This window comes from Duganella sp. HH101, assembly GCF_001758795.1.
Lineage (GTDB): Bacteria > Pseudomonadota > Gammaproteobacteria > Burkholderiales > Burkholderiaceae_D > Rugamonas > Rugamonas rivuli.
Genome location: NZ_LRON01000010.1, coordinates 143083 through 168888, shown reverse-complemented (window position 1 = coordinate 168888; position 25806 = coordinate 143083). Strand labels below are relative to the sequence as shown.

The following is a 25806-nucleotide window of genomic DNA, read 5'->3' as shown; positions in this document are numbered from 1 at the left end:
TATTTATATCGTTTTATTCGGCGGCGACGGCGGCGGGAGCCATAGGGAAGCCCAGGCGTTCGCGCGAATCGTAGTAGGCTTGGGCGACCAGGCGCGACAGGGCGCGCACGCGGCCGATGTAGGCGGCGCGCTCGGTCACGGAGATGGCGCCACGCGCATCCAGCAGGTTGAAGCTGTGCGAAGCCTTCATGATCTGCTCATACGCAGGCAGGGTCAGTTGCAGCTCGATCAGGCGCTTGGCTTCCGATTCGTGGTTGTTGAACTGGGCGAACAGCAGCTCGGTGTTCGAGTGCTCGAAGTTGTAGGCCGACTGCTCCACTTCGTTCTGGTGGAACACGTCGCCGTACTTCAGCGTCTTGGTGACGCCGTTCTCTTCCCAGGTGGTCCACACCAGGTCGTACATATTCTCGACGCCTTGCAGATACATGGCCAGGCGTTCGATGCCATAGGTGATCTCGCCCAGCACCGGTTTGCAATCGAGGCCGCCGACTTGCTGGAAGTAGGTGAACTGCGTCACTTCCATGCCGTTCAGCCAGACTTCCCAACCCAGGCCCCAGGCGCCCAGCGTTGGCGATTCCCAGTCGTCCTCGACGAAGCGGACATCGTTCTGCTTCAGGTCCAGGCCCAGCGCTTCCAGCGAACCCAGGTACAGGTCCAGGATGTTTTCCGGGGCCGGCTTCATCACCACCTGGTACTGGTAGTAGTGCTGGCCGCGGTTGGGGTTCTCGCCGTAGCGGCCGTCCTTCGGGCGGCGCGATGGCTGCACGTAGGCCGCGCGCCAAGGCTCCGGGCCGATCGCGCGCAGGAAGGTGCCGGTGTGGAAGGTGCCGGCGCCGACTTCCATGTCGTAGGGCTGGAGCAGGGCGCAGCCTTGCTTGTCCCAGTAGGTTTGCAAGGTCAGGATAATTTGTTGAAATGTCAGCATCTTGTTTGGTCGGTGGCGCAGCCCAAAGGCGCGCGGTTGCAGTTTCGCTAAAGGGGCAATTTTAGCGGGTTTTACTGGGAGCCTGTAGAGATTAAGCGGCTTTAGGCTGGTTTTTTGCGCGCTTGGCCCCAAACCAGGCGCCCGCCAGCGACAGCGCGGCCAGCGCCAGGAACAGCTTGTTTCCCCACAGGATATACGGGGTGCTGCCGCCCATGCCCTGCACCGAGGCCGCCAGCGCGCCGTAGGTGTTCACGGGCAGCTGCTGCACCACTTTGCCTTCGCCATTGATGATGGCGGTGGCGCCGGTGTTGGTCGCCCGCAGCATCGGGCGGCCGGTCTCCAGCGTGCGCATTTGCGAGATCTGCAAATGCTGGGGGATGGCGATGGTGTCGCCAAACCAGGCCAGGTTCGAGATGTTGAGCAGCATGGTGGCCGGTTTCTGGCCTTGCGCCGGGTTGTTCAGCTGGCTGGCGATTTCTTCGCCGAACAAGTCTTCGTAGCAGATGTTGGGCAGCACGCGCTGGTCCTTGATAGCGAACGAGGGCTGGATATCGCGGCCGCTGGTCTGGTCGCCCAGCGGGATCGACATCAGGTTGACGAACCAGCGGAAGCCGAACGGAATGAACTCGCCATACGGCACCAGATGGTGTTTGTCATAGCGGTAGTAGCTGGTGCCGAGCTTGGAGGGGATGCCGATCGCGCTGTTGAAATAGGCGGTCTGGCTGTCGGCCACCGGGATGCCCAGGATCAGGTTGCTGTTGGTCTTGTTGAGGAACTGGGCTATGCCCGGCAGGTAGTCCGGCGGCAGCTGCTGCGGCAGCATGACGATGGCCGTCTCCGGCGTGGCGATCAGGTCGGCCGGGGCGGCCGTGATGGCGTCCTGGTACAGCTTGAGCGCGGCCATGACGTGGGCGCCGTTGAATTTCTCTTCCTGCGGGATATTCCCTTGCAGCAGGCGCACCGAGATCGGCTTGCCTTCCGGGTAGGTCCAGTGCAGGAAGCCGAGGGCGACGCCGGCCACGGAAACGGCGACGATCAGCCCGGCCGCGCGCAGGCGCGTGCGGTGCAGCAGCAACAGCAGGGCGCCGGCGATCACCGCCGCCAGCCAGCCCAGGCCGTACATGCCGATCACCGGCGCGTAGCCGGCCAGCGGGCTGTGGTTGTGGGCGTAGCCGGCCGACAGCCACGGAAAACCCGTGAACAGCCATCCGCGTATCCATTCGAACAGCGCCCACATGGCCGGCAGCACCAGCAGGTTGGCGGCCGGCAGCGGCAGCGCCCAGCGCTTGCGCAGCCAGGCTGCGCCGCCCATCGCCAGCGCGACGTAGAAGCCCATGGCCCAGGCCAGCAGCAGCACGGCGGCGGCCGCCAGCGGCGCCGGCATGGCGCCGTAGGTATGCAGGGAAACGTAGAGCCAGTGGGTGCCGGCGGCGGTCCAGCCGAAGCCGAAGGCCCAGCCGATCAGGCCGGCCGCCTTGACGTCGCTGCTGCGCAGCACCTGGTAGAACAGCGTCGCCAGGCCGAGGATCTCCAGCGGCCACCAGCCGAACGGCGCGAAGGCGAACACGCACAGCGCGCCGGCCACGGCGGTGATGGCCATGCGGCCACGGGTGGAGCGTTGCGGCTTGGGTGGATCGTTCGGATGGGCGCGGCGAAAACGCATTATGCGTCGTCGCCGGCTTCGGCGGCGGCCGGGAGTTTTTCCACCAGCAGCACATGGATCTGGCGGGCGTCTGCGCGCAGCACTTCGAAGCGCAAGCCTTCCATGTCGAACACGTCGCCCTTGTGCGGCATGCGCGCCAGGTGCTTGGCGACCAGGCCGCCGATGGTGTCGACGTCGTCGTCCGGCAGCGCGGTGTCGAGTTCCTCGTTGAATTGCTCGATCTCGGTCAGCGCCTTGATGCGCCAGCGCGGGCCGTGCACGCCTTCCTTGATCGACAGGATGTTGTCTTCTTCCTCGTCGAAATCGTATTCGTCCTCGATGTCGCCGACGATCTGTTCCAGCACGTCCTCGATGGTGATCAGGCCGGCCACGCCGCTGTATTCGTCCACCACGATGGCCATGTGATTGTGGTTGGCGCGGAAGTCGCGCAGCAGCACATTCAGGCGTTTCGATTCGGGGATGAAGATGGCGGGGCGCAGCATGTCGCGCACGTCGAACGATTCTTCGGCGTAGTAGCGCAGCAGGTCCTTGGCCAGCAGGATGCCGATCACCTTGTCGCGCTCGCCTTCGATGGCGGGGAAGCGCGAGTGGGCGGTCTGCAGCACCAGCGGCAACCATTCGTCGATAGGCTTGGAGATGTCGATGACGTCCATCTGCGAGCGCGGGATCATGATGTCGCGGGCAGACAGATCCGACACCTGGAACACGCCTTCGATCATCGACAGGGCGTCGGCGTCGATCAGGTTGCGTTCGTGGGCGTCGTGCAGAACTTCGAGCAGTTCCGCGCGGTTCTCTGGCTCGGGGGAAATCAGTGCGGTCAGGCGTTCAAACAGTGACCGATGGGGTTTGGCGTCAGTCTTGACGCCACTAGAGTGCTCTTGCATAGGAGGCGTGAGCCGTTGTTTCGAAGGGGTATAGGATACACTAAAAGCGGCGACGGGCCGGTTTTTGTCAAAATTGCTACGGTGCGTCGTCGGCATATTCCAGTTCGATCAGCGCGTCGTCGGGGTAGGCCGGGTTGCCGGTCGGGCTGGTGAAGGTCTTGTTGCCGTCGCCCAGCTCCAGTGCCACCCGCTGCCCGTCGGCCACCAGCGTGGCCTGGCGCAGCTTGCGCGGGCTGCGGCCGGTCCAGTTGAGCTTGTCCGATCCGCACCAGTGGTTGGTCAGCAACAGGGTGGTCACGGTGGCGTGTATCCACATCGGGATTTCCTTCTTGGCCACCGCCACCACCACTTCGCATTCCAGCCGCAGGTCGCCCAGGCGCCGCATATTCGGCGGCACGCCGGCGCTGCGGACGTCGGCGTCCCAGCGGTAGTTGCCCTTGCGCTGGTTGAGCACCAGGTCTGCGTCCTCGTCGGCCAGCGCGGCGATGCGCGGCAGCGAGAACAGGCCGTCGCCCGCCAGCGGTACCGGCACCGAGGCCTGGTCGCCGGCGATGCGCAGCGTCAGGTTGTCCAGTGTGGCGCCTTCCTGCGCGCCCGAACGCACGCGCAGCCGGAAGTTCAGCGCGGGCGCTTTCGGCGCCAGCGCGTGGTATTCGTCGAAGGCGTCCAGCCCGGCCAGCATCACGCGGTAGCGCTTCAGTTCGGGATTGCGGGTGCCGTTGATCTCGATGGTCTTGGCGTCGTCGGCCAATGCCGGCGGCAGGGACAGGGCAAGCAGCAGGCCGGCCGCCAGCCCGCGCAGCCAGCGCTTACTCGGCATACGGATCGGCGTAGCCGAGGCCGCCCAGGATTTCCGTTTCGATGCCTTCCATCTCGGCCGCTTCCTCGTCGTCCATGTGGTCGTAGCCCTGGGCGTGCAGCACGCCGTGGACGATCAGGTGGGCGGTGTGTTCTTCCACGGTTTTCTTTTGCTCGGCCGCTTCCTGCTCCAGCACGTCGGTGCAGAGGATGATGTCGGCCTGGGTCGGCGCGTCGTCCGGGATGTCTTCGCCTTCGTTGTAGGCGAAGGTCAGCACGTTGGTGGCGTAGTCCTTTTCGCGGTACTCGCGGTTCAGGGTGCGGCCTTCCTCGGCGTCGACGAAGCGTATCGTCAGCTCGGCCGGCGCGAACAGCGCGGCCTGCACCCAGCGGCGGATCTTCGGCCGGGTGATGGATTCCTGCAGGCGGGCGTCGGGATATTGCACCGACAGCGTCAGTTTATTTTTTACGGACATTTTTGAGAGCTGTGGCTTTGAGTAAAGGGGCGATTTCCGCTTCGTGGTTGTGCGCCGTTTCGTAGGCGTCGACGATGCGCGCCACCAGTGGATGGCGCACCACGTCTTCGCTGTTGAAGTGGCTGAAGGCGATGCCGCGCACGTCCTTGAGCACCTGGATGGCGTCCACCAGGCCGCTCTTCTGGCTCTTGTGCAAATCGACCTGGGTGACGTCGCCCGTGACCACGGCCTTGCTGCCGAAGCCTATGCGGGTCAGGAACATCTTCATCTGTTCGACGGTGGTGTTCTGCGCCTCGTCGAGGATGACGAAGGCGTGGTTCAGCGTGCGGCCGCGCATATAGGCCAGCGGCGCGATCTCGATCACCTGCTTCTCGAACATCTTCTGCGTGCGGTCGAAGCCGAGCAGGTCGTACAGCGCGTCGTACAGCGGACGCAGGTACGGGTCGACCTTTTGCGCCAGGTCGCCCGGCAGGAAGCCCAGGCGCTCGCCCGCTTCGACGGCGGGGCGGGTCAGGATGATGCGCTTGACGGCGTCGCGCTCCAGCGCGTCGACCGCGCAGGCCACCGCCAGGTAGGTCTTGCCGGTGCCGGCCGGGCCGACGCCGAAGCTGATGTCGTGCTCCAGGATGTTGCGCAGGTAGCGGATCTGGTGCGGCGTGCGGCCGCGCAGGTCGGCGCGGCGGGTCTTCAGGATCGGGCTGTTGATGTCCGGCTCGACGAAGGGTGCCTCGACCGCGCGCGGCTGGTCCGGCGCCGAGGCGGCGGCGATGGCGGCGTTGGCCACGGCCAGGCCGGCGCGCTGCTCGACCAGGGCCAGTTGCACTTCCTCGATCGGTACGATCTTGTTGGCGACCGCGTAGAACTGTTCGAGGATCTGCACCGCCCGTTCGGCGTTGTGGCCGCTGACGATGAATTTTTCGCCGCGGCGGAAGATGGTGACGTCCAGCGCCGCGGAAATCTGGCGCAGGTTTTCGTCGAGGGGGCCGCACAGGTGGGCCAGGCGCGCGTTATCGAGCGGCTCCGGGACGAAGTAGTGCGGCTGGACTGGAGTTTTGGTTTTCAATGGGATGCTTTATGAGAGAGGCCGGCAGTGCCGGCACAGGCGATAGTTTAACGTAATTTGCCCGCCGCAGACACGATAGGCCTTGATTTCGGCGGCCCGGCCTTCTACATTGAAAGAGTAGCCTGCCGGCAATTTCTATGGAGGTGAGTCATGGCGGCCAATTCGATTTCCTCGTCGCGCATCAGCACTTCGCTCGATGGCGTGCAGGCGGCCAACCGGCGCGAAACCCGCGCCAACCGCGAACAGCAGCGCGCCCAGCAGGCCAGTTCGACCGAGCGCGCCGACCGTGAGCAGCGCAGCGACGCCGCCGAACGCGCGGTGCAGAACCGCGTGGAACAGAACACCGACACCCAGCGCGCCCGCGCCCAGGCCAACGACGACGCGGCGGCGCAGCAGCGCCGCCAGGCCCAGGCGGCCGACAAGCACACCCAGCAGGACCGCCGCCAGAGCGAGAAAACCCTGGGCCGCCATATCGACACCACCGCTTGATTTCCCCGCTGCCACGGCGGCTTTTGTCCCCGCCCCCGCCTGTGTAAAGACGCGCTTGCTTTGTGTAACAGTTTCCTACAAGTTCTTGCGTGCGACACCCTCCAGCCCCATGTGATGAAATAGCATTGTTGCTAAGGTTTCTAGCTCGTGATTGATGTCGAACAATCTTCGCTCGGCGTACAGCGGCAGAAACAGGCCCTTTTGAGCATAGAATAATATTGCACGAAAGGCAATCAGCATGGGCTGATTGAATCAGGAACTGAGTCGGGAACTTAGGCTAAGGAATCTAAGTTGCCCTTAAGTTCAAGCCCGCAAACTTCATTCACCCAACCAACGAGGAAAATCATGGCACACCACGCTCTCGCTTCACAGGAAAGCTACAACCCCAACCATCTGCTGGATATTTTGCTCGGCAAGATGCAACTGAAAAACGACGCCGCATTGTCGCGTCTGCTGGAAGTCGCGCCGCCGGTCATCAGCAAGATCCGCCACCACCGCCTGCCGGTTGGCGCCTCGCTGCTGATCCGCATGCACGAAGTGACCGGCATGAGCATCCGCGACCTGCGCGACCTGATGGGCGACCGCCGCACCAAGTACCGCCTGTCCGACGCCCAGGGCCGCCCGAAGCCAGAGGAACGCACCGAAAAGGCCGAGGCCGGAAACTACGCGCGTCACTAATGCGCCCGCACGCCTGCCCCTGCCGTTGCCGTGGTGTCGAGCCCGGCCGGCAGGGAGCCCGCTGCAACTGATCAGCTCAGCAGCACCATCGAAATTTCTTCATATTGCAGTTCCGTCTCGCGGAACAATTGCAGATAGATTTCCTCATCGAGGCCCAGCGCAGTCCAGGCCACGGTGGACACCGGCGGCACCAGGTCGTCCGGCATTTGCGCCAGATCGAGCGCATGCACGATAGCATCGGCCACATGGATGATGGCCGCCAGGAACCCTGCGCCCGGCGCTTCCGGGTCATGGTGGCCGCCGATGGCCAGCCGCATCGTATCGGAAAAATTCCAGTGCTCCGCCAGCGCCATGCCGGCGTCGACGTGGTCGACGCCCAGCACGCTGCGCTCCGCTTCCAGCAGATAGCAGTCGTGCTCTTCGCGGTAGGCGATGGTTTCCGAATACTGGTTCGGGAAGCACGAGACCAGCACCAGCCTGCCAATGTCGTGCAGCAGCCCGGCCGTGAAGGCGTAGTCCTGGTTGAAGCGCATCTGCCGCGCCAGCACCTTGGCGCAGGCGGCGGTGGCGATCGAGTGGCGCCAGAAGGCCTTGTGGTCGAAGCCCGGGCAGTGGCCCTCGGCGAAGCAGCCGGTGACGGCGGCCGCCGTGATCAGGTTGCGCGTGGTCTGGAAGCCCAGGTAGGTGATCGCCTGCTGGATGGTGGTCACTTTGACCTGCAGTCCGTACAGCGAGGAGTTGGCCAGCCGCAGCGTCTTGGCGGTCAGCGCCTGGTCGTAGGACACCTTCTTGGCCAGCACCGAGATATCGACGTCGTCCTGGTCTATGCTGTTGAGCAGCTCCATCACCACCGCCGGCAGCGAGGGCAGGTCGTCGAGCGTGCGGACGACGTCGTCGTAAGTCAGCGTATTACTCATGCTCGGGCGCCTCCTCCATGCCCAGGCGGAAATCCGACACGAAGCGGCGCAGCAGGGCGGTGGCCCAGTCGCTGTCGCTGTCGGCGTCGTTTTTGCGGAACAGGCGGGCGATGCGCGCCTCGTGGCGGCTCAGCGCGGCCTGCGCCACTTCCGGCGACACTTCGTCTTTCAGGATGGGCAGCACGGCGATGCCGTGGCGCGGCATCAGCGCCAGCATGGCCTCGGTCAGCACCGTCCCCTGCGGCAGCAGCACATGGCCCTGCACGTCCAGCAGCACGTCCGACAGGACCATGCCCGGCCGTACTTCCGCCAGCGTCAGTTGATGATAATTACCCGCCATGATGCCCTCCCATTTTGCTACCTCGTCTACATTGCACGATCTTACCATTGCGTGCAAGCAAAGTCTGCCGTGCCTTGCCATAACTTGCCAAGTCGCATGTCATACCGTACATTGGGACGTTGCCGTCAATTCTATAAACGCAGGGAGGTTGGTCGATGTTCGGTATCCAAGGCCGCTTGACGCTGCTGTTCGTGGTCATCGTGACGCTGGTGCTGGGGATTTCCGGCACCTATGCCCAGTACAGCCTGGGCCACGAGCTGGAAGTGAGCAGCCAGCGCCTGCGCCAGGGCGTGCTGACCCGTCTGCAAACCAGCCTGCCGTCGGCGCTGTGGGACCTGGACAAGGCCAAGGTCGACAACATCGTCGCCGCCGAGATGCTGCCGCCCGAGCTGGTTTCCATCCGCGTCTACGACACCTCGGTCGGCCTGTTCTCCGGCAAGCTGCGCAACGATAACGGCACCGTCACCTCGATCGAGAACGACGCCGCCGTCGGCGGTTCGCCGGTGGTGGCCGACCTGGCCTACCGCGATTCCGGCGCCGCCGGCGCTTCGCTCAAGCCGGTGGTGGTCGGCCGCGTGGTGGTCAACTTCAGCCGAGCCCAGATCGACGCCACGCTGGCCGCCGAAGTGCGCCGCAAAGTCACCGAGGTGCTGCTGCTGGACCTGATCCTGGTGGCGGCGCTGGCGCTGTCGCTGCGCATCGTGTTCGATCCGCTCAAGCGCCTGCGCGACGGCCTGTTCGACCTGGCCACGCGCGGCAGCGACGAGGTGGAGGAGCTGCCCGACAGCCGCCACGACGAACTGGGCGAGGTGATCCGCGGCTTCAACGCCATCCAGCGCAAGGTGAAGTCGAATATCCAGCGCATCCGCGAGGCCGAGGACGAGGCCCGCAAATCGGCCCAGACCACGGCCAAGGCGCTCGACGACCTGCGCCGCACGCAGGAATCGCTGCTGCAGGCCGAGCGGCTGGCCTCGCTGGGCGGCCTGGTGGCCGGCGTCGCGCACGAGATCAACACCCCGGTCGGCATCGCGCTGACCAGCGCCTCGGTGCTGATGGAGGCCACCGAGAAGGTGCACCAGTCTGTCGAGGACGGCAACATCAAGAAATCCGACATCATGCGCTACCTAGAGACGGCGGCCGAGAGCACGCGCCTGATCATGAACAACGCCTACCGCGCGGCCCACCTGATCCACAGCTTCAAGCAGATCGCGGTCGACCAGGTCAGCGAGGCGCGGCGCCGCTTCGAATTGCGCGACTACATCAACGAGGTGGTGTCCAGCCTGCAGCCCAAGCTGAAGAAGACCCACATCACCGTCAGCATCGCCTGCCCGCCGGACATCATGCTCGACAGCTATCCCGGCGCGCTGGCCCAGGTCATCACCAATCTGACGCTCAACTGCGTCGAGCACGCCTTCGACGCGGGCGACGAGGGCCGCATCACCATCGGCGTCGCCCAGCAGGCCGACTGGATCGAGATGCAGGTGGTCGACAACGGCAAGGGCATCCCGCCGGACATGCTGGACAAGGTGTTCGATCCCTTCGTCACCACGCGGCGCGGGCAGGGCGGCACCGGCCTCGGACTCAATATCGTGTTCAACTTGATCGCCAAGCAGTTTGGCGGCACCATTACCGTCTCCAGCATCCTGGGCCAGGGCGCCAGTTTCGTGCTGCGCATGCCGTGCGTGACGCCGGTCGACGATCCCGCCGCACTGCAGCCCGATGCCCGTCTCCACACTTGAAAGGTGAGCAATGCCGAAGATCAGCGGTGAATTCAACGTCAAGATGGCGCCCGAAAGCATGTCGGCCGTGGCGGCCGAGAGCGGCATCGGCCGCATGTCGCTGGACAAGCAATACCATGGCGCGCTGGACGCCGTCGGCAAGGGCGAGATGCTGGCCTTTATGGACCGCGCGCTGGGCTCGGGCGCTTACGTGGCGATGGAAAAAGTACAGGGTACGCTGGACGGCCGGCGCGGCAGCTTCCTGCTGTGCCACACCGGCAGCATGGACCGCGGCGCGGCCGGCCTGACGGTGGCGGTGGTCGCCGATTCCGGCCAGGAAGAGTTGTCCGGCCTGGCGGGGAGCTTGCACATCCGCATCGAGGGCGGCAAGCACTACTACGATTTCGACTACACGCTGGCCGCCGCCGTTGCCTAGGCGTCCGGCGCCAAGCTAGAATGCCGTCATGGACAAGGACACACTCAAAGGCTTGGCGATACTGATAGGCGTGGCGCTGGCGGTGGCGATATTCGCGGTGCTGGGCACCGAGAACGGCGTGCAAAAACTGTACTGCATGGGCCGGGCCATCCTGCACGGCGTGTCCATCACCAACATCCATTCGGTGTGCGGCCTGTAGCGATTGACGCCTTAATGAAAAAATCCCGCAAGCCTGAACGCGCTCAAGATCGCGCTCAGTGCCCTGCGGGATTTTTTATGGGGCGACCGGTTGGCCTCAGTCGGTAAACTTCTCCGACGCGCCGCTGCTGCGCGTAGCAAAGCCCAGTACTACCAGGCCCAGCATCAACATGACGAAGGTTTGCGGTTCCGGTACTTCGGCAACAGGCTCGACGGCCTGCGGGTTTTTCGGATCGTTCGTCGGCAGCGCCTCTGGATCGCGATCCGAGGCGGTCTTCTCCGCCGGAGCGGAGCTGTCGATGGCGCACGGTGCGGTGTTATGTTCATCGCAATGTGCGAGTACAATTGCTGCAGGTGCAACTTTGCTATTTTCCGGGCTGACGGTCTGAGCTTGCACAGCTCCCGCCAGGCCCAGGGCCAGCAATATGGTCGTTATAAAAGTCGACTTCTTCACAATACTCTCCTGACTATGCTGCATAAGCAGGACGTTAAGGCTACATTAAAACATAAACATTAAGCTAAGATCGGACGAATTGCCAACCGTGCTCAACTGTCTAGCATTAAACCACAATTAATAACATATTGCCATCTCTATTTTTCTTTAAGCAATCAAATCGTGCAACGCAACAACGCTTGTTACTTGCCAGCCAGTGGCGCAGACGATTTCAACTTTACAACTAATAATTCGATAGCATAGGACTCGGATCCAGATGATTTCCACATATAGCCGCAGCCCGGGATGGATGTTCGCCGCCGCCGCGCTGGCCTTGCTGGCCGGCTGCGCCAGCGGCGGCAAGAGCGCAGTCGGCAGCGCCGTACCGGCGCCGGCGGGCGCCAATCCGCAGGTGCTGCTGCTGGGCGAAGTGCACGACAACGCGGCCGGCCACAAGCTGCGCTACGAGCTGCTGCGCCAGCGGGTGGAGGCGGGCTGGCGCCCGGCCATCGTCATGGAACAGTTCGACCGGGAAAACCAGGACTTGCTGAGCAAAGCCCAGAAAGGCTGCCTGGACGCGCAATGCGTGATCCGCGTGGTCGGCGGCCCGCGCTGGGACTGGCAGCTCTACTATCCGGTGATCCAGCTGGCGCTGACCTACCAGTTGCCGCTGATCGCCGGCAACCTGTCGCGCGCCGACGCTTCGCGCGTGGTGCGCGACGGCGTCACCGCCACCTTCGACCCGAAGAGCATCCGCGACTACCGCCTCGACCAGCCGCTGCCGGCCGACGTGCGCGGCGGCCAGCAGACGGAAATCGTCGCCGGCCACTGCAATATGCTGCCGGAGATGATGATCGAGGGCATGGTCAACGCCCAGATCTCGCGCGATATCTGGATGGCCAAGATCGTGCGCGACCAGCAGCCGCGCGACGTGGTGCTGATCGCCGGTAACGGCCACGTGCGCAAGGACATCGGCGTGGCGCGCTGGATCAACGCGGTGGCGCCGGCGCTGACGGTGCGCAGCGAAGGCTATGTCGAAGGCAAGGCCGACAGCGGCCGCTACGACGCCAGCTACACCGTTGCGCCGCAGCCGCGCCCCGACCCGTGCGCCGCGGTCCAACCCAAAGCCAAGTCCTGACATGGAAAAAGTCTACCTCCCCACCGCGCCCGACCGCGCCACCGTCGACGCCCTGGCCGGCGCCACGCTGCTGGAGTTCGGCGCCAACTGGTGCGGCCACTGCATGGCGGCGCAGGCGCCGCTGGCGCAAGCCTATGCCGGCCACGAAGGCGTGCGCCACTACAAGGTCGAGGACGGCCCCGGCCGCGCCTTGGGCCGCTCCTACCGCGTCAAGCTGTGGCCGACGCTGATCTTCCTGCGCGACGGCCAGGAAGTGGCCCGCCTGGTGCGGCCGCTGAAGGCCGATGAGATCGCCGCCGCCTTCGCGCAAATCGATAGCTAGGGAGCAAACTTATCCGCTTGGCAGCAGGCGAGGGTGGTGTGTATGATGGACCGCACCACCCACTTGCAGGAGCGTCAAGTATGAGTCAGTCTCAGCCTCACCCCGGATCGCCCAAGGCCAACTCCCCGGCCACCGTGCTGTTTGCCAGCCTGATCGGCACCACGATCGAATTCTTCGACTTCTACATCTACGCCACCGCCGCCGTGCTGGTGTTCCCCAAACTGTTCTTCCCCGCCAGCGACCCCGCCGCCGCCACGCTGCAATCGCTGGCCACGTTCGCCATCGCCTTCTTCGCGCGCCCGGTGGGCTCGGCCGTGTTCGGCCACTTCGGCGACCGCATCGGCCGCAAGGCCACGCTGGTGGCGGCGCTGCTGACCATGGGTATCTCGACCGTGGTGATCGGCGCGCTGCCGACCTACGCTTCGATCGGCACGCTGGCGCCGGCGCTGCTGGCGCTGTGCCGCTTCGGCCAGGGCCTGGGGCTGGGCGGCGAGTGGGGCGGCGCCGTGCTGCTGGCCACCGAGAACGCGCCGCCGGGCAAGCGCGCCTGGTACGGCATGTTCCCGCAGCTGGGCGCGCCGATCGGCTTCTTCCTGTCGGGCGGCATCTTCCTGCTGCTGAGCCAAACGCTGAGCGACGCCGAATTCTTCAGCTACGGCTGGCGCATCCCCTTCCTGGCCAGCTCGCTGCTGGTGATCGTCGGCCTGTACATCCGCCTGAAGATCCATGAAACGCCGGACTTCCAGAAGGTGCTGGACAAGAACGAGCGCGTCAAGGTGCCGGTGGTGACGGTGTGGCGCGACCACCGCCGCGTGCTGGTGCTGGGCACGCTGATCGCGCTGGCCACCTTCGTGCTGTTCTACCTGATGACGGTGTTCGCGCTGAGCTGGGGCACCAGCGCGCTCAAGTTCACCCGCAAGGACTTCCTGATCCAGCAGCTGTTCGCCGTGATCTTCTTCGGCCTGACCATCCCGGTCGCCGCGCTGTGGGCCGACCGCTACGGCCGCCGCACCACGCTGATCTGGGTGTCGGCCGCGATCGCCGTGTTCGGCCTGACGATGGCGCCGATGTTCGGTTCCGGCAGCAGCCTGCAGGTGACGGTGTTCCTGTCGCTGGGCCTGGGCCTGATGGGCATGACCTACGGCCCGCTGGGCACCATGCTGTCCGAGCTGTTCCCGGCCGAGGTGCGCTACACCGGCGCCTCGCTGACGTTCAACCTGGCAGGCATCCTGGGCGCCTCGCTGGCGCCGTACGCCGCCACCTGGCTGGCGACCAACTACGGGCTGCAATATGTCGGCTACTATCTGTCCGGCGCGGCGGTGATCAGCCTGGTGGCGCTGCTGCTGACCAAGGCCAGCGGCGGCAAAACCGCTTAGTTGCATTTAATGTCATCATACGACATTGCGGTGATGGACTGCCTGCCGGCCCATCCCCGCGCCGCCAGTCCTTGGACAGCCGCATCTTTCCGCTTGCTTAAGGTGTTTGATAGTTGTACGATGACATACGACTAGAGTGATCTCGTGGAGACCGAGAGATCATCACCAAAAACCAAAATAGAAGTGATGCCATGAACCTGAGCGAGCCTGTGAACGCGCAAGCGGTGGGACAAACCGTCGGTAAATACCGCTGGACCATCTGTGCGCTGTTGTTTTTTGCCACCACCGTCAACTACCTGGACCGCCAGGTCTTGAGCCTGCTGGCGCCGGATTTGTCCAAGGAGTTCGGCTGGAGCAATACGGACTACGCCAACATCGCCGCCGCCTTCCAGTTCGTCTACGCCATCTCGATGCTGTTTGCCGGCCGCGTGGTCGACAAGATCGGCACCAAGGCCGCCTACGTGCTGGCCATCACGGTCTGGTCGCTGGGCGCGCTGATGCATGCGTTCTCGGTGCCCATGGGCGAGGGCGCCGGCGTGCTGCTGGGTGCCTTCGGCATCGTCGCCGCGCCGTCCATCCTCGGCTTCATGATCTCGCGCGCGGTGCTGGCGGTCGGCGAGGCCGGCAACTTCCCGGCCGCGATCAAGGCCACCGCCGAATACTTCCCGAAGAAGGAACGCTCCTTCGCCACCGGCATCTTCAACTCCGGCGCCAACGTCGGCGCCATCCTGGCGCCGATCTGCGTGCCGCTGATCGCCGGCATCTGGGGCTGGCAGGCCGCCTTCATCATGATCGGCATGCTGGGCTTCATCTGGATGAGCGTGTGGCTCACGCTGTACGAGAAGCCGGACCAGCAGCCGCGCCTGTCCGCGCAGGAGCTGGCCTACATCCGCAGCGACCAGCCGGCGCCGGCCGGCGGCGCGGCCCCGGCCGCCGACGCCAAAAAAGTCTCGTGGTTCCAGCTGCTGAAATACCGCCAGACCTGGGCCTTCGCCTTCGGCAAGTTCATGACCGACGGCGTGTGGTGGTTCTTCCTGTTCTGGCTGCCGACCTATCTGTCGGCGCAGTACGGCATGAAGGGCGACGCCATCGTCGTGCCGCTGGCGGTCCTGTACAGCATGACGATGATCGGTTCCATCGGCGGCGGCTGGTTCCCCAGCTACTTCATGGCGCGCGGTTACGCGCCGTACGACGGCCGCATGAAAGCCATGCTGGTGATCGCCTTCTTCCCGCTGGTGGTGCTGCTGGCGCAGCCGCTGGGCGCGATCAGCTTCTGGGTGCCGGTGCTGCTGATCGGCGTCGGCGCCTCGGCGCACCAGGCGTGGTCGGCCAACATCTTCACCACCGTGTCCGACATGTTCCCGCAGAAGTCGGTGGCCTCGGTGATCGGCATCGGCGGCATGGCCGGCGGCATCGGCGGCGTGCTGCTGACCAAGCTGGGCGGCTGGGTGTTCGACCACTACAAGGCGCTCAACGACATCCGCACCGGCTACATGATCATGTTCGGCATCTGCGCGCTGGCCTACCTGGTGGCGTGGTGCGTGATGAAGACGCTGGTCCCGCGCCATAAGGAAATTACCGACCTGTGATGCGACGCGGCGGCGGCGGATAGATGCCGACATGCTAAGATTGTCCTTTGGCGCTGCCGGCATGCCGGCAGCCTAGCTTCTCCGACAGTCAGAACATGAAAAAAAACGTAGCAACCATCCGTGACGTGGCCGCCGCCGCCGGCGTCTCGACCGCCACCGTCTCGAAGTTCGTCAACGGCGCGCAGCGCTTCTCGCCGGCGGTGGAGGCGACCATCAAGGAAGTCATCGCCAAGCTGGGCTACCGTTCCAATCCGCTGGCCGCGTCGATGATCACCGGCCGCACCAAGAGCATCGGCCTGTCGGTGCTGGACGTGGGCAATCCGCACTTCACCAGCATCGTCAAGGGCGCCAACCGCGTGGCGCTGGCGCATGGCTACACGCTGCTGCTGGTCGACACCGAAGAGAACCCGGACCGCGAACGTCCGCTGCTCGAAGCGCTGAGCCGCCGGGTGGACGGCATCATCATGTTCTCGCGCATGCTGGAAGCGGAGATGGACTGGGTGATGGAGCTGGGCAAGCCGCTGGTGTATTTCGGCCGCCTGTCGCGGCTGGAGATACCGTGGGTGATCAGCGAAGACCATCGCGGCGCCTACATGCTGGCGCGGCACCTGGTCTCGCTTGGGCACAAGCGCATCGCCTATTTGCGCTTCCCGCGTTCGCGGCGCGACGAGGAGCGCCTGGCCGGCATCCGCGCCTGCCTGGCCGCGCACGACCTGGAACTGACGGTGTATGAAGCGGGAGCGCCGACGGCGGCCGAAGGCGAGCGCGTATGCTCGTCCATCATGCTGGGCGCCGAGCACCCGGACGCGCTGATCTGCTACAACGATCTGATCGCGCTGGGCTTCATGAAAGCGGCGCAGACGCTGGGCTTCAAGCTGCCGGAGCAGATGTCGGTGGCCGGCTTCGACAACATCGAGTACGGCCAATACACGTCGCCGGCGCTGACCACGGTGGACCTGCAGAGCGAACGCATGGGCGTGGCCGCGATGGAAAAGCTGATCGCCGCCATCGACGGCAAGCCCGCCACCAGCGCCACCACGATCGAGCCGCAACTGATCCTGCGCGGCTCGACCATCAGACGCTAAAACTCCGGGGTCAAGTCTGACATTCGGACACGAGCTGGGCCGTAGCATGCGCTACGGCCCAGCTCGTGTCCGAATGTCAGACTTGACCCCGGATTTACGGATTTATTTTAGAACAGCAGGCTGACGTCCGGACGGGTCGCCAGGGCCGCCTGGACCACGGCCGTGACGCGGGCGCGGTCGGCGCCTTGCAGCGGCTGGCGCGGACGGCGCACGTACTCGTTGCCGACGCCGGCCAGCGTTTCCACCAGCTTCAGGTTCTGTACCAGCTTGGTCGACACGTCCAGGTGCATCAGCGGCATGAACCACTGGTACAGCTTGAGCGCTTCATCCCAACGCTTGGCCTTCATCAGCTTGTACAGCGCCACGGTCTCTTTCGGGAAGGCCACCACCAGGCCGGCCAGCAGGCCGTCCGCGCCCACTGCCAGGCCTTCGAACGACAGGTCGTCCACGCCCATGAAAAGCTGATAGCGATGGCCGACGGCGTTGCGCAGGTCGGTGATGCGGCGCACGTTGTCGGTCGATTCCTTGATCGCGACGATCCACTCGCAATCGGCCAGTTCCTTGAAGTCCTCAGGCGTCAGGTCGACCTTGTACGACACCGGATTGTTGTAGACCATGATAGGCAGCTGCGCCGCCTTGGCGATCACGCGCAGGTTGTCCATCGCCTCGCGCGAATCGGCCGCGTACAGCACCGACGGCATCACCATCAGGCCTTGCACGCCCATCTCGTGCGCCTTCTCGACGAAGCGGCAGGCGGTGGCGGTGCGGGTTTCGCTGACGTTGACCAGCACCGGCACGCGGCCGGCGGCGACGTTCAGCGCGGTCTTGGTCACGGCCAGCTTCTCGTCGAACGACAGCGTGCTGGCTTCACCCAGCGAGCCGCAGGTCAGCAGCGCATGCACGCCGCTGTCGATCTGGAAGTTGAAGTGCTTTTCCATTTCTGCGTGGTCGAGATCCTCGTTCTCTTTGAACTTGGTCGTTACTGCGGGGAAGACCCCTTCCCATTTTGCTGCTGCCATGCTGTTCTCCTTGTGATGAATCGGTGGTTGTTATCGGGTTGTTCAATCGTTGATGATGCTGGCCACGCGGGCCGGTGAAATCGGCACACGCACCGCGTCCGGCCGCCAGCCGTACAGCAGTTCGGTGGCGCCGCCGCAGATCCGGCCCTGGCACGGCCCCATGCCGCAGCGCGTTTGCAGCTTGGCGCTGCGCCAGCTGGTGTGCGTGCGCAGCTCGCCGTGACAAACGTCTTCGCAGCGGCAGACGATGGTGTCGTCGCCGGCCAGTGCCAGCAGCTCCGGCCGCAGCGCAAACGCGCGTTCCAGCCGGGCCGCGAATTTTTCCCAGCGCGCGCGCTCGGCGTGCAGCTCCTGCGCGGCGGTGTGTTGGCCGCTTGCCATCAGGCCGGCGATGCGGCCCTCCGCCAGCGCCAGGTCGACGCCGCCGACGCCCGTGCCTTCACCCGCGCAGTACACGCCGGAGACGGAAGTGTGCTGTTCCTCGTCCACCTGCACGCTGGTGTGCCCGTTGCGCGACACGGTGGCGCAGCCCAGCGCCTGCGCCAGTTCGACGTTGGGGAGCAGGCCGTAGCCGCAGGCCAGGTAGTCGCATTGCAGCGCCTCCAGCTCGCGCGCGCCGCCGCGCTGTATCAGTATCGATTGCAGCGTGCCGTCGCCGTGCGCCGAATGCACATGGCTGTTGCGCAGGTAGGGGATGCCGCCAAGCTGCGCCGCCAGTTGCAGCGCCTGCGTGATTTTCGAAGGCGTCGCCAGCAGGCCGATTCCAAAGCGCGCCAATGCCCGCAAGGGCGCCTGCTCGACGACGGCGACGATCTCCGCGCCCTTGGCGCGCAAGGTCGCAGCCACCGCCAGCAGCAACGGGCCGCTGCCCGCCACCACCACCCGCTTGCCCTGCACCGGATAGCCGCCCTTGGACAGCGCCTGCAGGCCGCCGGCGCCGGTAACGCCGGGCAGGGTCCAGCCGGGGAAGGGCAGCAGCCGCTCGCGCGCGCCGGTGGCCAGTATCAGTTTTTCGTAGTGCAGCGTGGCGGCGGATGTCGGCGTCTGCACGCGCAGCTGCCCCGGCGCCGGCGCATACAGCACGCGCGTCTGCGGCAGGCGGATGACATTGGATGCGGCCAGCAGGTCGCTCCACATTCTCTGTGCGCGTCCGTCCTTTTGCTGATCCGGGCCGCCGCGCCATATCTGGCCGCCGGCCAGCGGGTTGTCGTCGACGATGCCGACCCGCGCGCCGTGCGCGGCGGCGGCATGCGCGGCCGCCAGTCCGGCCGGCCCGGCGCCTGCCACCAGCACGTCGTAGCGGCTCATGGGCGGACCTCGCAGGTGGCGACGCGCATGCCGTCGGCGCACAGCGTCTGGCACGACAGCTGATGCATGCGGCCGTCGATGGTGACGCGGCATTCCTGGCACACGCCCATGCCGCACAAGGGCGCGCGCGCCGCGCCGCCGACCGCGTGCCGGGTGACGGCGCTGCCGGCCATCGCGATGGCGGCGGCCACGCTGACGCCTTGAGCCACGCGGATATCGTGGCCGTTGATGTTGAGGACCACGTCAGGCATGGAAGCGTCCCGGCAGGTAAGGGCTGGCGGGGATGCGCGTGCTGTCGCCGTTCATCTGGGCGGCCAGCAGTTGCGCCGTCGCCAGCGAGGTGGTGATGCCCAATCCTTCATGTCCCGTCGCCAGCCACAGTCCGCGCCGCGCGGCGTGAGGGCCGATCAGCGGCAGGCCGTCCGGCGTGGCGGCACGCAGGCCGGTCCAGCAGCGCAGCACGTTCAGTTGCGCCAGGGCTGGCGTGAACGCGGCGGCATGGCGCAGCATGCGTTGCAGCATGGCCGGCTCCACCGCCAGGTCGATCGTGTCGAACTGGCGGGAGGAGCCGATCAGTACTTGTCCGGTAGGACGGGGCTGCAAATTGAACGCGACCGAATCGCCGCTGGCGGCGTGGGCGCTTTTGATATAACCAAGTTCCACCAGCTGGTGGCGGACAAAACCGGGATAGCGGTCGGTGATGGCGATGTGGCCCTTCTTCGGCTGCACCGGCAGGTCCGGCAGCAGCGCGGTCGAGCGCGATCCCGCGGCCAGCACCACGTGCTGCGCCTGATAGCGCGCGCCGTCGGCCAGCAGCACGCCGTTGTCCTCGATCGCGGCGACGCTGCCGCGCAGCGTGGTGGCGCCACGGCGGATCGCCCGGTCCAGCAGGATGCGCGCGCTCTTGGGCGGGTACACCAGGCCGTCGCCGGAAACCAGCAGGCCACCGGCCAGGCCGGGGCGCAGTTGCGGTTCGCGCTCGTACAGCGCGGCAGGCGCCAGCAGCTCGCAGGCGATGCCGTAGGCGGACAGGGTGTCGGCCTTGGCGCGCGCCGCCGCCATTTCTTCCTCGTCGGCGGCGACCCAGATGGTGCCGCAGCGGCTGTACTCGTGTCGCTGCGGCAGGTCGCCGACCAGCGAATTCCACAGCGAGACCGAATACGCCGACAACGCCAGCTCCGCCGGGTTGTCGTCCATGACCACCAGGTGGCCCATGCCGGCGGCGGTGGCGCCGCTGCCGGCCATGTCCTGCTCGATCACCTTGACCCGCATGCCGCGCTGGCTCAGCGCATCCGCACAGGCTGCGCCGACGATGCCGGCGCCGATGACGATGACGTCGGTCTGTATCACCGTATGCCCCATACGAAGGGATCGGTCGGATCGAGTATCAGCTGCGCCTGCGCATTGACCCAGGCCCGGCCGCGGATGCTCGGGATCAGCAGCTCGCCGCGATAGCTGTACGATGCTTCGAACACGCTGCCGATCACGCTTTCCTGCTTCCACAGCGCGCCCTCGGCCAGCTTGCCGTCGGCGGCCAGGCAGGCCAGCTTGGCGCTGGTGCCGGTGCCGCATGGCGAGCGGTCGTAGGCCTTGCCGGGGCAGAGCACGAAGCTCTGGCTGTCGGCGCCGGTGCGCGATGGCGCGAACAATTCGATATGGTCGATCAGCGCGCCACCTTCGCCGGTGATGCCGGCCCGTTCCAGCGCCGCGCCCACGGCCACGCTGTAGGCGGTCAGCGCCTCGACGTTGGCGACGCCCAGTTCCAGTCCATGGCCGGAAACCAGGAAGAACCAGTTGCCGCCCCAGGCCACGTCGCCCGTGACAGGGCCATGGCCCGGCACCTCGACCGTCACCTGCGTCTGCGTGCGGTAGGAGGCCACATTGTCCACCGTAACGCTGCCGTCGGCATGCAGCTCCGCCTCGACCACGCCGACCGGCGTATCGATGCGGTGGCGGCCGGCGCCGATGCGGCCCATGAAGGCCAGCGAGGCGATCAGGCCGATGGTGCCGTGGCCGCACATGCCGAGGTAGCCGACGTTGTTGAAGAAGATGACGCCTGCCGCACAATCGGGCGCGTGCGGTTCGCACAGCAGCGCGCCCACCAGCACGTCCGAGCCGCGCGGTTCGCAGACCACGGCGGAGCGGAAGCGGTCGTGCTGGCGTTTCAGCAGATCGAGCCGCTCGCTGAGCGGACCGTGGCCCAGTTCGGGGCCGCCGTCGATGACCAGGCGGGTCGGTTCGCCGCCGGTGTGGGAGTCGATGATGGAGATTGTTTTCATGCTCAAATCTTAGGCTTCCGGCGGCGCGCTGTCTTGCATCGCCTCCGCATATAGGATGACGAAATCTGCACAATGGCGATAAAACAGGAGACGCCGCCGGCGGCCGCTGGCACAATCGCCTTCATGCATAGAGAACCCCCTCATGATGACGCCCGCCGCGCGCTGGGCGCCGGCATCGCCGACCCCTTCTTTTCCGAAGCGCTGTTCGACGCGCTGCCGGACGTGGTGTTCTTCGTCAAGGACGTGGAATGCCGCTATGTCGTGGTCAATCAGACGCTGGTGCAGCGTTGCGGCCAGCGGCACAAAGCGGCGCTGATCGGACGCACGCCGGCCGAGGTGTTCGCCCGTCCGTTCGGCCAGACCTACCTGGCGCAGGACATGGCGGTGCTGGCCGGCGGCAGCAATATCGAGGACCAGCTGGAGCTGCACCTGTATCCCAACCGCGACCCCGGCTGGTGCCTGACGCGCAAGACCGCGCTGCGGGACGCCCAGGGCCGCATCGTCGGCCTGACCGGCGTGTCGCGCGACCTGGCGATGGCGGACAAGAAGAACCCGGCGTACCGCAAGGTGGCGGCGGCGGTCAACCTGATCCACCAGGAATACGGCCAGACGCTGCAACTGGCCGAGCTGGCGCGCACCGCGAATATGTCGGTGGCGCAGATCGAGCGCTACTTCCTGCGCATCTTCCACCTGACGCCGCGCCAGATGATCATCCAGACCCGTGTCGAAGCGGCGTCGCGCCTGCTGAAAGGCTCCTCCAGCGTGGCGGAAATCGCCCAGGCCTGCGGCTATGGCGACCATTCCGCCTTCACGCGCCAGTTCAAGGCCACCACCGGCATCACGCCGACCCAGTACCGGCAGTTGGCCGGCAAGAGCGGCTAGAGGACATCGGCCAGCTCGGCGCGATTGCGCCCCAGTTGCTTGGCGCGATAGAGCGCTGCGTCGGCATGTTTGAGCAGGCTGGCTGCGTCGCTGTCCGCATCCGGCACCGTCACGGCCATGCCGACGCTGACCGTCACCACGCCATGCGGCGACAGCGCGTGCGGTATGCGCAGCGCCTCGACCGCTGCGCACATCATGCCCGCCGTCGTTCGTGCGTGTTCGGCGTCGGTCGACTGGGCGATCACCGCAAATTCCTCGCCGCCGTAGCGCGCGACGAAATCGCCGCAGCGCCGCACCTGGGCGGCCAGTGCCTGCGCCACCTCGCGCAGCACTTCGTCTCCAGCCTGGTGGCCATAGTGATCGTTGTATTGCTTGAACAGGTCCACATCCAGCATCGCCACCGTCAGCGGTTGGCGGCCGCGCCATGCGCGACTCCATTCGGCGTTCAGCATTTGGTCGAAGCGGCGCCGGTTGGCGATGCCGGTCAGGCCGTCGGTGGCGCTCATGGCGGCCAGCAGCTGGTTCGATTGTTCGAGTTCCTGCGTGCGCTCCTGCACCCGGCTTTCCAGTTCGCGCTCGCGCATGCGCAGTTCGTTGAGCATGACGGCGAAGCCGATGCCGACGATGCACAGGGTCAGGATGAACTCCTGGGCGTGCAACGTCTGCAGATACACAGGTACGTCGCCGAAGGGCTTGAAGTGGGCCGTCATCGTCATCGCCATGCCCAGCGAAATGAGGGCCACGAACAACGTCGTCATGCGGATGCCGAAACGGAAGGCGATCACCGCCACCGCGGGCAGCAGCAGGGTGGGCGTGACGGGGAAGCTGTCGATCATCCGGCCTTGCGCAAACAGCACGGCGGTGGCCAGCATCAGCGTCAGCGCCAGGCCGGTATCGTCGATCCATGTGCGGCGCCGGCGCTGGCGCGGAGGGTAGGTGAAGGCCAGCAGCATCGGTGTGTAGATCAGCAGCCCGAGGGCGTCGCCGAACCACCACAGGCGGGCCAGCGTCAGATAGGGCGTGGTGTCGCCGCCGATCTGCTGCATCACGACCGCCGCCATCAGCGCGGCCGCCAGCGTGCCGGCGATCGGCCCGGCCACCACGAAGCGCAGCAGGTCCTGCGTGCGTTGCAGGCGGAAGGTGGCGCCGCTGCGGCGCATCAGCAGGAAGGACAGCATCACCTCGAACAGGTTGATGATGCTGAGCAGGACCGCTTCATGCAGGGGGAATGTGCCGAGATTGCCCAGGATGTCGGAGCTGAACGTCAGCGCCGCCATCAGCGGCGCGCGCTGGCCGTTGAAGCGCACCAGCGCCGCGAGCAGCACGGCGTTTGGCAGCCAGACCACCACCACTTTTTCCGGCGTGACGGCGCAGAACAGCGTCAGTTTGACGCTGGCGAAATGGAGCAGGAACAGCAGTATGCAGAACAGCCAGCCAGGCCGTTCCCAAAACGTAACACGTTTGATCATCAGCTGCCTTTGCGGATGGAGGCAACCGGCGCGGCGGTCGGTTCATGCTAGATTGCCCCGCAACGGCAGCGCTGTCAATCCCCGCCGAACCGGGCGGCAAGCTGGCGTTCCTCGTCGTTGGCGAGGTTGCGGTCCCAGGCCCGCAGGCGCGGCGCCATCAGGCGGCGCCACAGCGGCGGCACCAGCGCCACCAGCATGGTCGACAGATAGCCGCCTATCATCTGCGGAGCATCCGGATAGGGATGCAGGTCGTGGTAAGGCACGCCGGCGCGGGCGTGGTGGTGCGAGTGGCGCGTCAGGTTGAACATGGTCCAGGAGCTCAGGCGCCTGTTGGTGTTCCACGAATGGCGCGGCTGCACCGGCTTGGCCGGATTGCGCACCAGCCCATAGTGCTCCATGTAGTTGACCACTTCCAGCAGCGCCTTGCCCCACAGGGCGCAGACGGCGAAGAACAGCGCCGCCGCAGCGCCGCCCCAGTACCACGCGGCGGCCAGCAGCAGTACGCTCATCAGGTGGCCGCGTATCACCATATTGTGCCGGCTGTACTGGCGGTGGCCGCGCCGCTCCAGGCGCTTGCGTTCCAGCTTCCACGCGCTGATATTGCCCCTGACGGTGGAGCAGACGATGTGCCAGTAGACGTTGCGTCCGCGCGGCGCGGTGGCCGGGTCTTCGCCGGTGGAGACGTAGCGATGGTGGCCGTACACGTGCTCGATGGCGAAGCCGGTGTCGAAGCTGAACGCCAGCAGCCAGCGGCCGATCAGCAGCGATGCCGGCTCCTTGGTGCGGTGCACCAGTTCATGCGCGGTGATGGTGCCTATCATGCCTATCATCAGGCCTGTCAGCAGCACGGCGGCGGCCAGCTGCGGCGGCGTGGCGTAGCGGCCGGCGATGAAGCTGTCCATGGCCGCGCCGACGATCAGCATCAGCAGCGGCAACGCCAGCCACAGTTGGCCGGTCAGGATGGCGCGGTGGCGCAGCGCCGGCGTGCTCAGATCGTCGCCGCCCAGCAGGTCGCCGACCACATAGAACAGCACCACGCCCAGCAGCGACAGCGCGGTCGTGTCGCCGCCCGCGTACAGCGCGGTGGCGGCCAGCAGGCCGACCACATGGAACAGGCAAAACTTCAGGTAGTGCAGAACGTTCATCGGCGCGGTCTCCTTGTTGTTATTACGTCCATTGTAGGCAGCGCTGCGGGCCGCAAGGGAGGTGCCGGATTGACATGCAGGGGTTATTTATTGACAATCGATAGCACTCAATCCAGGGCTCCCCATGCAGGCTAACGACCACACGCTGGCAAGCAGTTACCTGCGCCAGATCGCCGAACAAATCAGCAGCATGGGCGGCGACGCAGGCGACTGGCTGGCGCGCAGCGGCCTGCGCGCGGAGCAGCTGGACGACGGCGAACTGGCGGTGTCGTTCCCGGTGTTCCGCCAGCTGGTGCTCGATTCGGTCGAACTGACCGGCGAGCCGGCCATGGGCCTGCTGGTGGGCGACCGCATGCGCGAGCACACGCACGGCATCCTCGGTTACGCCGCCATGAACTGCGGCACGCTGCGCCAGGCCTTGGAACTGCTGGAACGCTTCTTCATGCTGCGCACGACGATGCTCGCCATCGACTTCGAGCAGCGGGACGACGAGTTCCGCGTGCGCCTGCACGAGCGCATACCGCTGGGCGACATCGCCCGGCCGGTGCTGGAGGCGGCGCTGCTGGCATTCAAAAATGTGTTGGATTGTATTCCGCGCGGGCCGTCGCAATGCCGCAGCGTGGCCTTCAGCTTTGCCGCGTCATCCGACGCCGCGCTGGCGCGCGAGCTGTTTCGCTGCGAGGTGCGCGAGGGCCAGGACTGGACCGGCATGGTGCTGCCGCTGGCGGCCATCGACGTACCGCTGCGGATGGGCGACCCGGCCACGCTGGCGCACGCGGTGCAGATCTGCCAGCGGGAGCTGGACAAGCTGGCGGCGCAAGTGTCGCTGGGCGCGCGCGTGCAGCGGCTGATGCTGGAACAGCGCAGCAGCTTCCCTTCGCTGCAGCTGACGGCGCGGCTGTTGTGCATGACGCCGCGCACGCTGCACCGGCGCCTGCTGGAGGAGGGCACTTCGTATAAACAGATACTGGAACAGGTGCGCCGCATGCTGGCGCTGGAGTACCTGCGCGCCGGACGGCTGAGCGTGCAGGAGGTCAGCTACGCGCTGGGCTACAGCGACGTCGCCAACTTCCGCCGCGCGTTCAAACGATGGGAGTCGGTGCCGCCTTCGGCGCGGCGCTGAGGGCGCGGCGCCGGAATGCAAAAAGGGCGATAACTCATCGAGTTATCGCCCTT

General features: G+C 65.8%; 28 protein-coding genes. 12 read left to right on the top strand and 16 right to left on the bottom strand.

Annotated elements, in window-relative coordinates:
• Positions 1-13: 13 nt before the first annotated feature.
• The 6 genes from glyQ to DUGA2_RS17610 all read right to left on the bottom strand — a co-directional run bounded on the left by glyQ (position 14) and on the right by DUGA2_RS17610 (position 5809).
• Positions 14-925, bottom strand: coding sequence for a glycine--tRNA ligase subunit alpha (gene glyQ, locus DUGA2_RS17635; RefSeq protein WP_070270780.1), 912 nt, complete (start codon positions 923-925; stop codon positions 14-16).
• A 91-nt stretch (positions 926-1016) separates the two neighbouring features.
• Positions 1017-2588 carry an apolipoprotein N-acyltransferase gene (gene lnt, locus DUGA2_RS17630; protein WP_070270779.1) on the bottom strand — a complete coding sequence of 524 codons (1572 nt, stop codon included), beginning with the start codon at positions 2586-2588 and terminating at the stop codon, positions 1017-1019.
• Positions 2588-3472, bottom strand: a complete 885-nt coding sequence (locus tag DUGA2_RS17625) for an HlyC/CorC family transporter (RefSeq protein ID WP_008451979.1) — start codon at positions 3470-3472, stop codon at positions 2588-2590. Before DUGA2_RS17625 ends, lnt begins: the two co-directional genes overlap by 1 nt.
• Positions 3473-3548: 76 nt before the next feature.
• Complete coding sequence (locus DUGA2_RS17620) at positions 3549-4292, bottom strand: hypothetical protein (protein WP_070270777.1); 744 nt, start codon at positions 4290-4292, stop codon at positions 3549-3551.
• Complete coding sequence (ybeY, locus tag DUGA2_RS17615) at positions 4282-4746, bottom strand: rRNA maturation RNase YbeY (protein WP_070270860.1); 465 nt, start codon at positions 4744-4746, stop codon at positions 4282-4284. Before ybeY ends, DUGA2_RS17620 begins: the two co-directional genes overlap by 11 nt.
• Complete coding sequence (locus DUGA2_RS17610) at positions 4730-5809, bottom strand: PhoH family protein (protein ID WP_070270776.1); 1080 nt, start codon at positions 5807-5809, stop codon at positions 4730-4732. Before DUGA2_RS17610 ends, ybeY begins: the two co-directional genes overlap by 17 nt.
• A 150-nt stretch (positions 5810-5959) precedes the next feature.
• Between DUGA2_RS17610 and DUGA2_RS17605 the strand changes: the two genes are divergently transcribed.
• Positions 5960-6298, top strand: a complete 339-nt coding sequence (locus tag DUGA2_RS17605) for a hypothetical protein (RefSeq protein ID WP_070270774.1) — start codon at positions 5960-5962, stop codon at positions 6296-6298.
• 345 nt (positions 6299-6643) lie between these two features.
• Positions 6644-6976 (top strand): hypothetical protein, encoded by a 333-nt coding sequence (locus tag DUGA2_RS17600; protein ID WP_008451968.1) that lies wholly within the window; start codon positions 6644-6646, stop codon positions 6974-6976.
• A 71-nt stretch (positions 6977-7047) separates the two neighbouring features.
• Here the strand turns inward: DUGA2_RS17600 and DUGA2_RS17595 are convergent, their stop codons facing one another.
• The gene (locus tag DUGA2_RS17595; RefSeq protein WP_070270771.1) at positions 7048-7893 is read right to left on the bottom strand and encodes an HDOD domain-containing protein; all 846 of its coding nucleotides are present in this window, start codon (positions 7891-7893) and stop codon (positions 7048-7050) included.
• Complete coding sequence (locus tag DUGA2_RS17590; protein ID WP_070270769.1) at positions 7886-8233, bottom strand: hypothetical protein; 348 nt, start codon at positions 8231-8233, stop codon at positions 7886-7888. The genes DUGA2_RS17595 and DUGA2_RS17590 overlap by 8 nt, the downstream gene beginning before the upstream one ends.
• Positions 8234-8388: 155 nt before the next feature.
• Between DUGA2_RS17590 and DUGA2_RS17585 the strand changes: the two genes are divergently transcribed.
• From DUGA2_RS17585 to DUGA2_RS34055, 3 genes are read left to right on the top strand one after another with little or no spacing between them, the layout of a single operon-like run.
• On the top strand, positions 8389-9972 hold the full coding sequence (locus DUGA2_RS17585) for a sensor histidine kinase (RefSeq protein ID WP_070270766.1): 1584 nt from the start codon (positions 8389-8391) through the stop codon (positions 9970-9972).
• 10 nt (positions 9973-9982) lie between these two features.
• Positions 9983-10387: a DUF3224 domain-containing protein gene (locus tag DUGA2_RS17580; RefSeq protein WP_070270763.1), complete on the top strand. Its 405-nt coding sequence runs from the start codon at positions 9983-9985 to the stop codon at positions 10385-10387.
• Between the two features lie 28 nt (positions 10388-10415).
• Positions 10416-10586: a hypothetical protein gene (locus DUGA2_RS34055; protein WP_168167799.1), complete on the top strand. Its 171-nt coding sequence runs from the start codon at positions 10416-10418 to the stop codon at positions 10584-10586.
• 96 nt (positions 10587-10682) lie between these two features.
• Here DUGA2_RS34055 and DUGA2_RS17575 read toward each other — a convergent pair whose 3' ends face one another.
• On the bottom strand, positions 10683-11039 hold the full coding sequence (locus DUGA2_RS17575) for a PEP-CTERM sorting domain-containing protein (protein ID WP_008451957.1): 357 nt from the start codon (positions 11037-11039) through the stop codon (positions 10683-10685).
• Between the two features lie 256 nt (positions 11040-11295).
• On the opposite strand from DUGA2_RS17575, the gene DUGA2_RS17570 reads away from it, so the two are divergent.
• The 5 genes from DUGA2_RS17570 (at position 11296) to DUGA2_RS17550 (ending at position 16528) form a co-directional block, all read left to right on the top strand.
• The gene (locus DUGA2_RS17570) at positions 11296-12156 is read left to right on the top strand and encodes a ChaN family lipoprotein (RefSeq protein ID WP_070270761.1); all 861 of its coding nucleotides are present in this window, start codon (positions 11296-11298) and stop codon (positions 12154-12156) included.
• A 1-nt stretch (position 12157) separates the two neighbouring features.
• The gene (locus DUGA2_RS17565; RefSeq protein WP_070270759.1) at positions 12158-12478 is read left to right on the top strand and encodes a thioredoxin family protein; all 321 of its coding nucleotides are present in this window, start codon (positions 12158-12160) and stop codon (positions 12476-12478) included.
• A gap of 80 nt (positions 12479-12558) precedes the next feature.
• Complete coding sequence (locus DUGA2_RS17560) at positions 12559-13854, top strand: MFS transporter (protein ID WP_070270757.1); 1296 nt, start codon at positions 12559-12561, stop codon at positions 13852-13854.
• A 191-nt stretch (positions 13855-14045) separates the two neighbouring features.
• The gene (locus DUGA2_RS17555; protein WP_070270756.1) at positions 14046-15443 is read left to right on the top strand and encodes an MFS transporter; all 1398 of its coding nucleotides are present in this window, start codon (positions 14046-14048) and stop codon (positions 15441-15443) included.
• A gap of 95 nt (positions 15444-15538) precedes the next feature.
• Complete coding sequence (locus DUGA2_RS17550; protein ID WP_070270755.1) at positions 15539-16528, top strand: LacI family DNA-binding transcriptional regulator; 990 nt, start codon at positions 15539-15541, stop codon at positions 16526-16528.
• Between the two features lie 107 nt (positions 16529-16635).
• On the opposite strand, the gene DUGA2_RS17545 is transcribed toward DUGA2_RS17550, so the two are convergent.
• The 5 genes from DUGA2_RS17545 to DUGA2_RS17525 are packed head-to-tail and all read right to left on the bottom strand — an operon-like array spanning position 16636 to position 21134.
• On the bottom strand, positions 16636-17547 hold the full coding sequence (locus DUGA2_RS17545) for a dihydrodipicolinate synthase family protein (RefSeq protein WP_070270754.1): 912 nt from the start codon (positions 17545-17547) through the stop codon (positions 16636-16638).
• Between the two features lie 42 nt (positions 17548-17589).
• Complete coding sequence (locus DUGA2_RS17540) at positions 17590-18855, bottom strand: FAD/NAD(P)-binding oxidoreductase (RefSeq protein ID WP_070270752.1); 1266 nt, start codon at positions 18853-18855, stop codon at positions 17590-17592.
• Positions 18852-19106 carry a 2Fe-2S iron-sulfur cluster-binding protein gene (locus DUGA2_RS17535; protein WP_070270750.1) on the bottom strand — a complete coding sequence of 85 codons (255 nt, stop codon included), beginning with the start codon at positions 19104-19106 and terminating at the stop codon, positions 18852-18854. Before DUGA2_RS17535 ends, DUGA2_RS17540 begins: the two co-directional genes overlap by 4 nt.
• Positions 19099-20217, bottom strand: coding sequence for an FAD-binding oxidoreductase (locus tag DUGA2_RS17530; protein ID WP_070270746.1), 1119 nt, complete (start codon positions 20215-20217; stop codon positions 19099-19101). The genes DUGA2_RS17535 and DUGA2_RS17530 overlap by 8 nt, the downstream gene beginning before the upstream one ends.
• The gene (locus DUGA2_RS17525) at positions 20202-21134 is read right to left on the bottom strand and encodes a 4-hydroxyproline epimerase (protein ID WP_070270744.1); all 933 of its coding nucleotides are present in this window, start codon (positions 21132-21134) and stop codon (positions 20202-20204) included. Before DUGA2_RS17525 ends, DUGA2_RS17530 begins: the two co-directional genes overlap by 16 nt.
• Positions 21135-21206: 72 nt before the next feature.
• Here DUGA2_RS17525 and DUGA2_RS17520 point away from each other — a divergent pair, with 72 nt between their 5' ends.
• On the top strand, positions 21207-22016 hold the full coding sequence (locus DUGA2_RS17520) for an AraC family transcriptional regulator (RefSeq protein ID WP_070270741.1): 810 nt from the start codon (positions 21207-21209) through the stop codon (positions 22014-22016).
• On the opposite strand, the gene DUGA2_RS17515 is transcribed toward DUGA2_RS17520, so the two are convergent.
• Together DUGA2_RS17515 and DUGA2_RS17510 are read right to left on the bottom strand one after the other, a co-directional pair.
• On the bottom strand, positions 22013-23485 hold the full coding sequence (locus DUGA2_RS17515; protein ID WP_070270739.1) for a diguanylate cyclase: 1473 nt from the start codon (positions 23483-23485) through the stop codon (positions 22013-22015). The genes DUGA2_RS17520 and DUGA2_RS17515 overlap by 4 nt on opposite strands.
• A 74-nt stretch (positions 23486-23559) precedes the next feature.
• A complete protein-coding gene (locus tag DUGA2_RS17510) occupies positions 23560-24630 on the bottom strand; it encodes an alkane 1-monooxygenase (protein ID WP_070270737.1) in 1071 nt (356 codons plus the stop codon).
• A 124-nt stretch (positions 24631-24754) separates the two neighbouring features.
• On the opposite strand from DUGA2_RS17510, the gene DUGA2_RS17505 reads away from it, so the two are divergent.
• Positions 24755-25753: an AraC family transcriptional regulator gene (locus DUGA2_RS17505; RefSeq protein ID WP_070270736.1), complete on the top strand. Its 999-nt coding sequence runs from the start codon at positions 24755-24757 to the stop codon at positions 25751-25753.
• The last annotated feature ends 53 nt before the right edge of the window (positions 25754-25806 follow it).

Excerpts from the sequence above, each read along its gene's own strand:
- glyQ (WP_070270780.1), bottom strand. The coding sequence starts at position 925 with ATGCTGACATTTCAACAAATTATCCTGACCTTGCAAACCTACTGGGAC.
- lnt (WP_070270779.1), bottom strand. The coding sequence starts at position 2,588 with ATGCGTTTTCGCCGCGCCCATCCGAACGATCCACCCAAGCCGCAACGC.
- DUGA2_RS17625 (WP_008451979.1), bottom strand. The coding sequence starts at position 3,472 with ATGCAAGAGCACTCTAGTGGCGTCAAGACTGACGCCAAACCCCATCGG.
- DUGA2_RS17620 (WP_070270777.1), bottom strand. The coding sequence starts at position 4,292 with ATGCCGAGTAAGCGCTGGCTGCGCGGGCTGGCGGCCGGCCTGCTGCTT.
- ybeY (WP_070270860.1), bottom strand. The coding sequence starts at position 4,746 with ATGTCCGTAAAAAATAAACTGACGCTGTCGGTGCAATATCCCGACGCC.
- DUGA2_RS17605 (WP_070270774.1), top strand. The coding sequence starts at position 5,960 with ATGGCGGCCAATTCGATTTCCTCGTCGCGCATCAGCACTTCGCTCGAT.
- DUGA2_RS17600 (WP_008451968.1), top strand. The coding sequence starts at position 6,644 with ATGGCACACCACGCTCTCGCTTCACAGGAAAGCTACAACCCCAACCAT.
- DUGA2_RS17595 (WP_070270771.1), bottom strand. The coding sequence starts at position 7,893 with ATGAGTAATACGCTGACTTACGACGACGTCGTCCGCACGCTCGACGAC.
- DUGA2_RS17590 (WP_070270769.1), bottom strand. The coding sequence starts at position 8,233 with ATGGCGGGTAATTATCATCAACTGACGCTGGCGGAAGTACGGCCGGGC.
- DUGA2_RS17585 (WP_070270766.1), top strand. The coding sequence starts at position 8,389 with ATGTTCGGTATCCAAGGCCGCTTGACGCTGCTGTTCGTGGTCATCGTG.
- DUGA2_RS17580 (WP_070270763.1), top strand. The coding sequence starts at position 9,983 with ATGCCGAAGATCAGCGGTGAATTCAACGTCAAGATGGCGCCCGAAAGC.
- DUGA2_RS34055 (WP_168167799.1), top strand. The coding sequence starts at position 10,416 with ATGGACAAGGACACACTCAAAGGCTTGGCGATACTGATAGGCGTGGCG.
- DUGA2_RS17570 (WP_070270761.1), top strand. The coding sequence starts at position 11,296 with ATGATTTCCACATATAGCCGCAGCCCGGGATGGATGTTCGCCGCCGCC.
- DUGA2_RS17565 (WP_070270759.1), top strand. The coding sequence starts at position 12,158 with ATGGAAAAAGTCTACCTCCCCACCGCGCCCGACCGCGCCACCGTCGAC.
- DUGA2_RS17560 (WP_070270757.1), top strand. The coding sequence starts at position 12,559 with ATGAGTCAGTCTCAGCCTCACCCCGGATCGCCCAAGGCCAACTCCCCG.
- DUGA2_RS17555 (WP_070270756.1), top strand. The coding sequence starts at position 14,046 with ATGAACCTGAGCGAGCCTGTGAACGCGCAAGCGGTGGGACAAACCGTC.
- DUGA2_RS17550 (WP_070270755.1), top strand. The coding sequence starts at position 15,539 with ATGAAAAAAAACGTAGCAACCATCCGTGACGTGGCCGCCGCCGCCGGC.
- DUGA2_RS17545 (WP_070270754.1), bottom strand. The coding sequence starts at position 17,547 with ATGGCAGCAGCAAAATGGGAAGGGGTCTTCCCCGCAGTAACGACCAAG.
- DUGA2_RS17540 (WP_070270752.1), bottom strand. The coding sequence starts at position 18,855 with ATGAGCCGCTACGACGTGCTGGTGGCAGGCGCCGGGCCGGCCGGACTG.
- DUGA2_RS17535 (WP_070270750.1), bottom strand. The coding sequence starts at position 19,106 with ATGCCTGACGTGGTCCTCAACATCAACGGCCACGATATCCGCGTGGCT.
- DUGA2_RS17530 (WP_070270746.1), bottom strand. The coding sequence starts at position 20,217 with ATGGGGCATACGGTGATACAGACCGACGTCATCGTCATCGGCGCCGGC.
- DUGA2_RS17525 (WP_070270744.1), bottom strand. The coding sequence starts at position 21,134 with ATGAAAACAATCTCCATCATCGACTCCCACACCGGCGGCGAACCGACC.
- DUGA2_RS17520 (WP_070270741.1), top strand. The coding sequence starts at position 21,207 with ATGGCGATAAAACAGGAGACGCCGCCGGCGGCCGCTGGCACAATCGCC.
- DUGA2_RS17515 (WP_070270739.1), bottom strand. The coding sequence starts at position 23,485 with ATGATCAAACGTGTTACGTTTTGGGAACGGCCTGGCTGGCTGTTCTGC.
- DUGA2_RS17510 (WP_070270737.1), bottom strand. The coding sequence starts at position 24,630 with ATGAACGTTCTGCACTACCTGAAGTTTTGCCTGTTCCATGTGGTCGGC.
- DUGA2_RS17505 (WP_070270736.1), top strand. The coding sequence starts at position 24,755 with ATGCAGGCTAACGACCACACGCTGGCAAGCAGTTACCTGCGCCAGATC.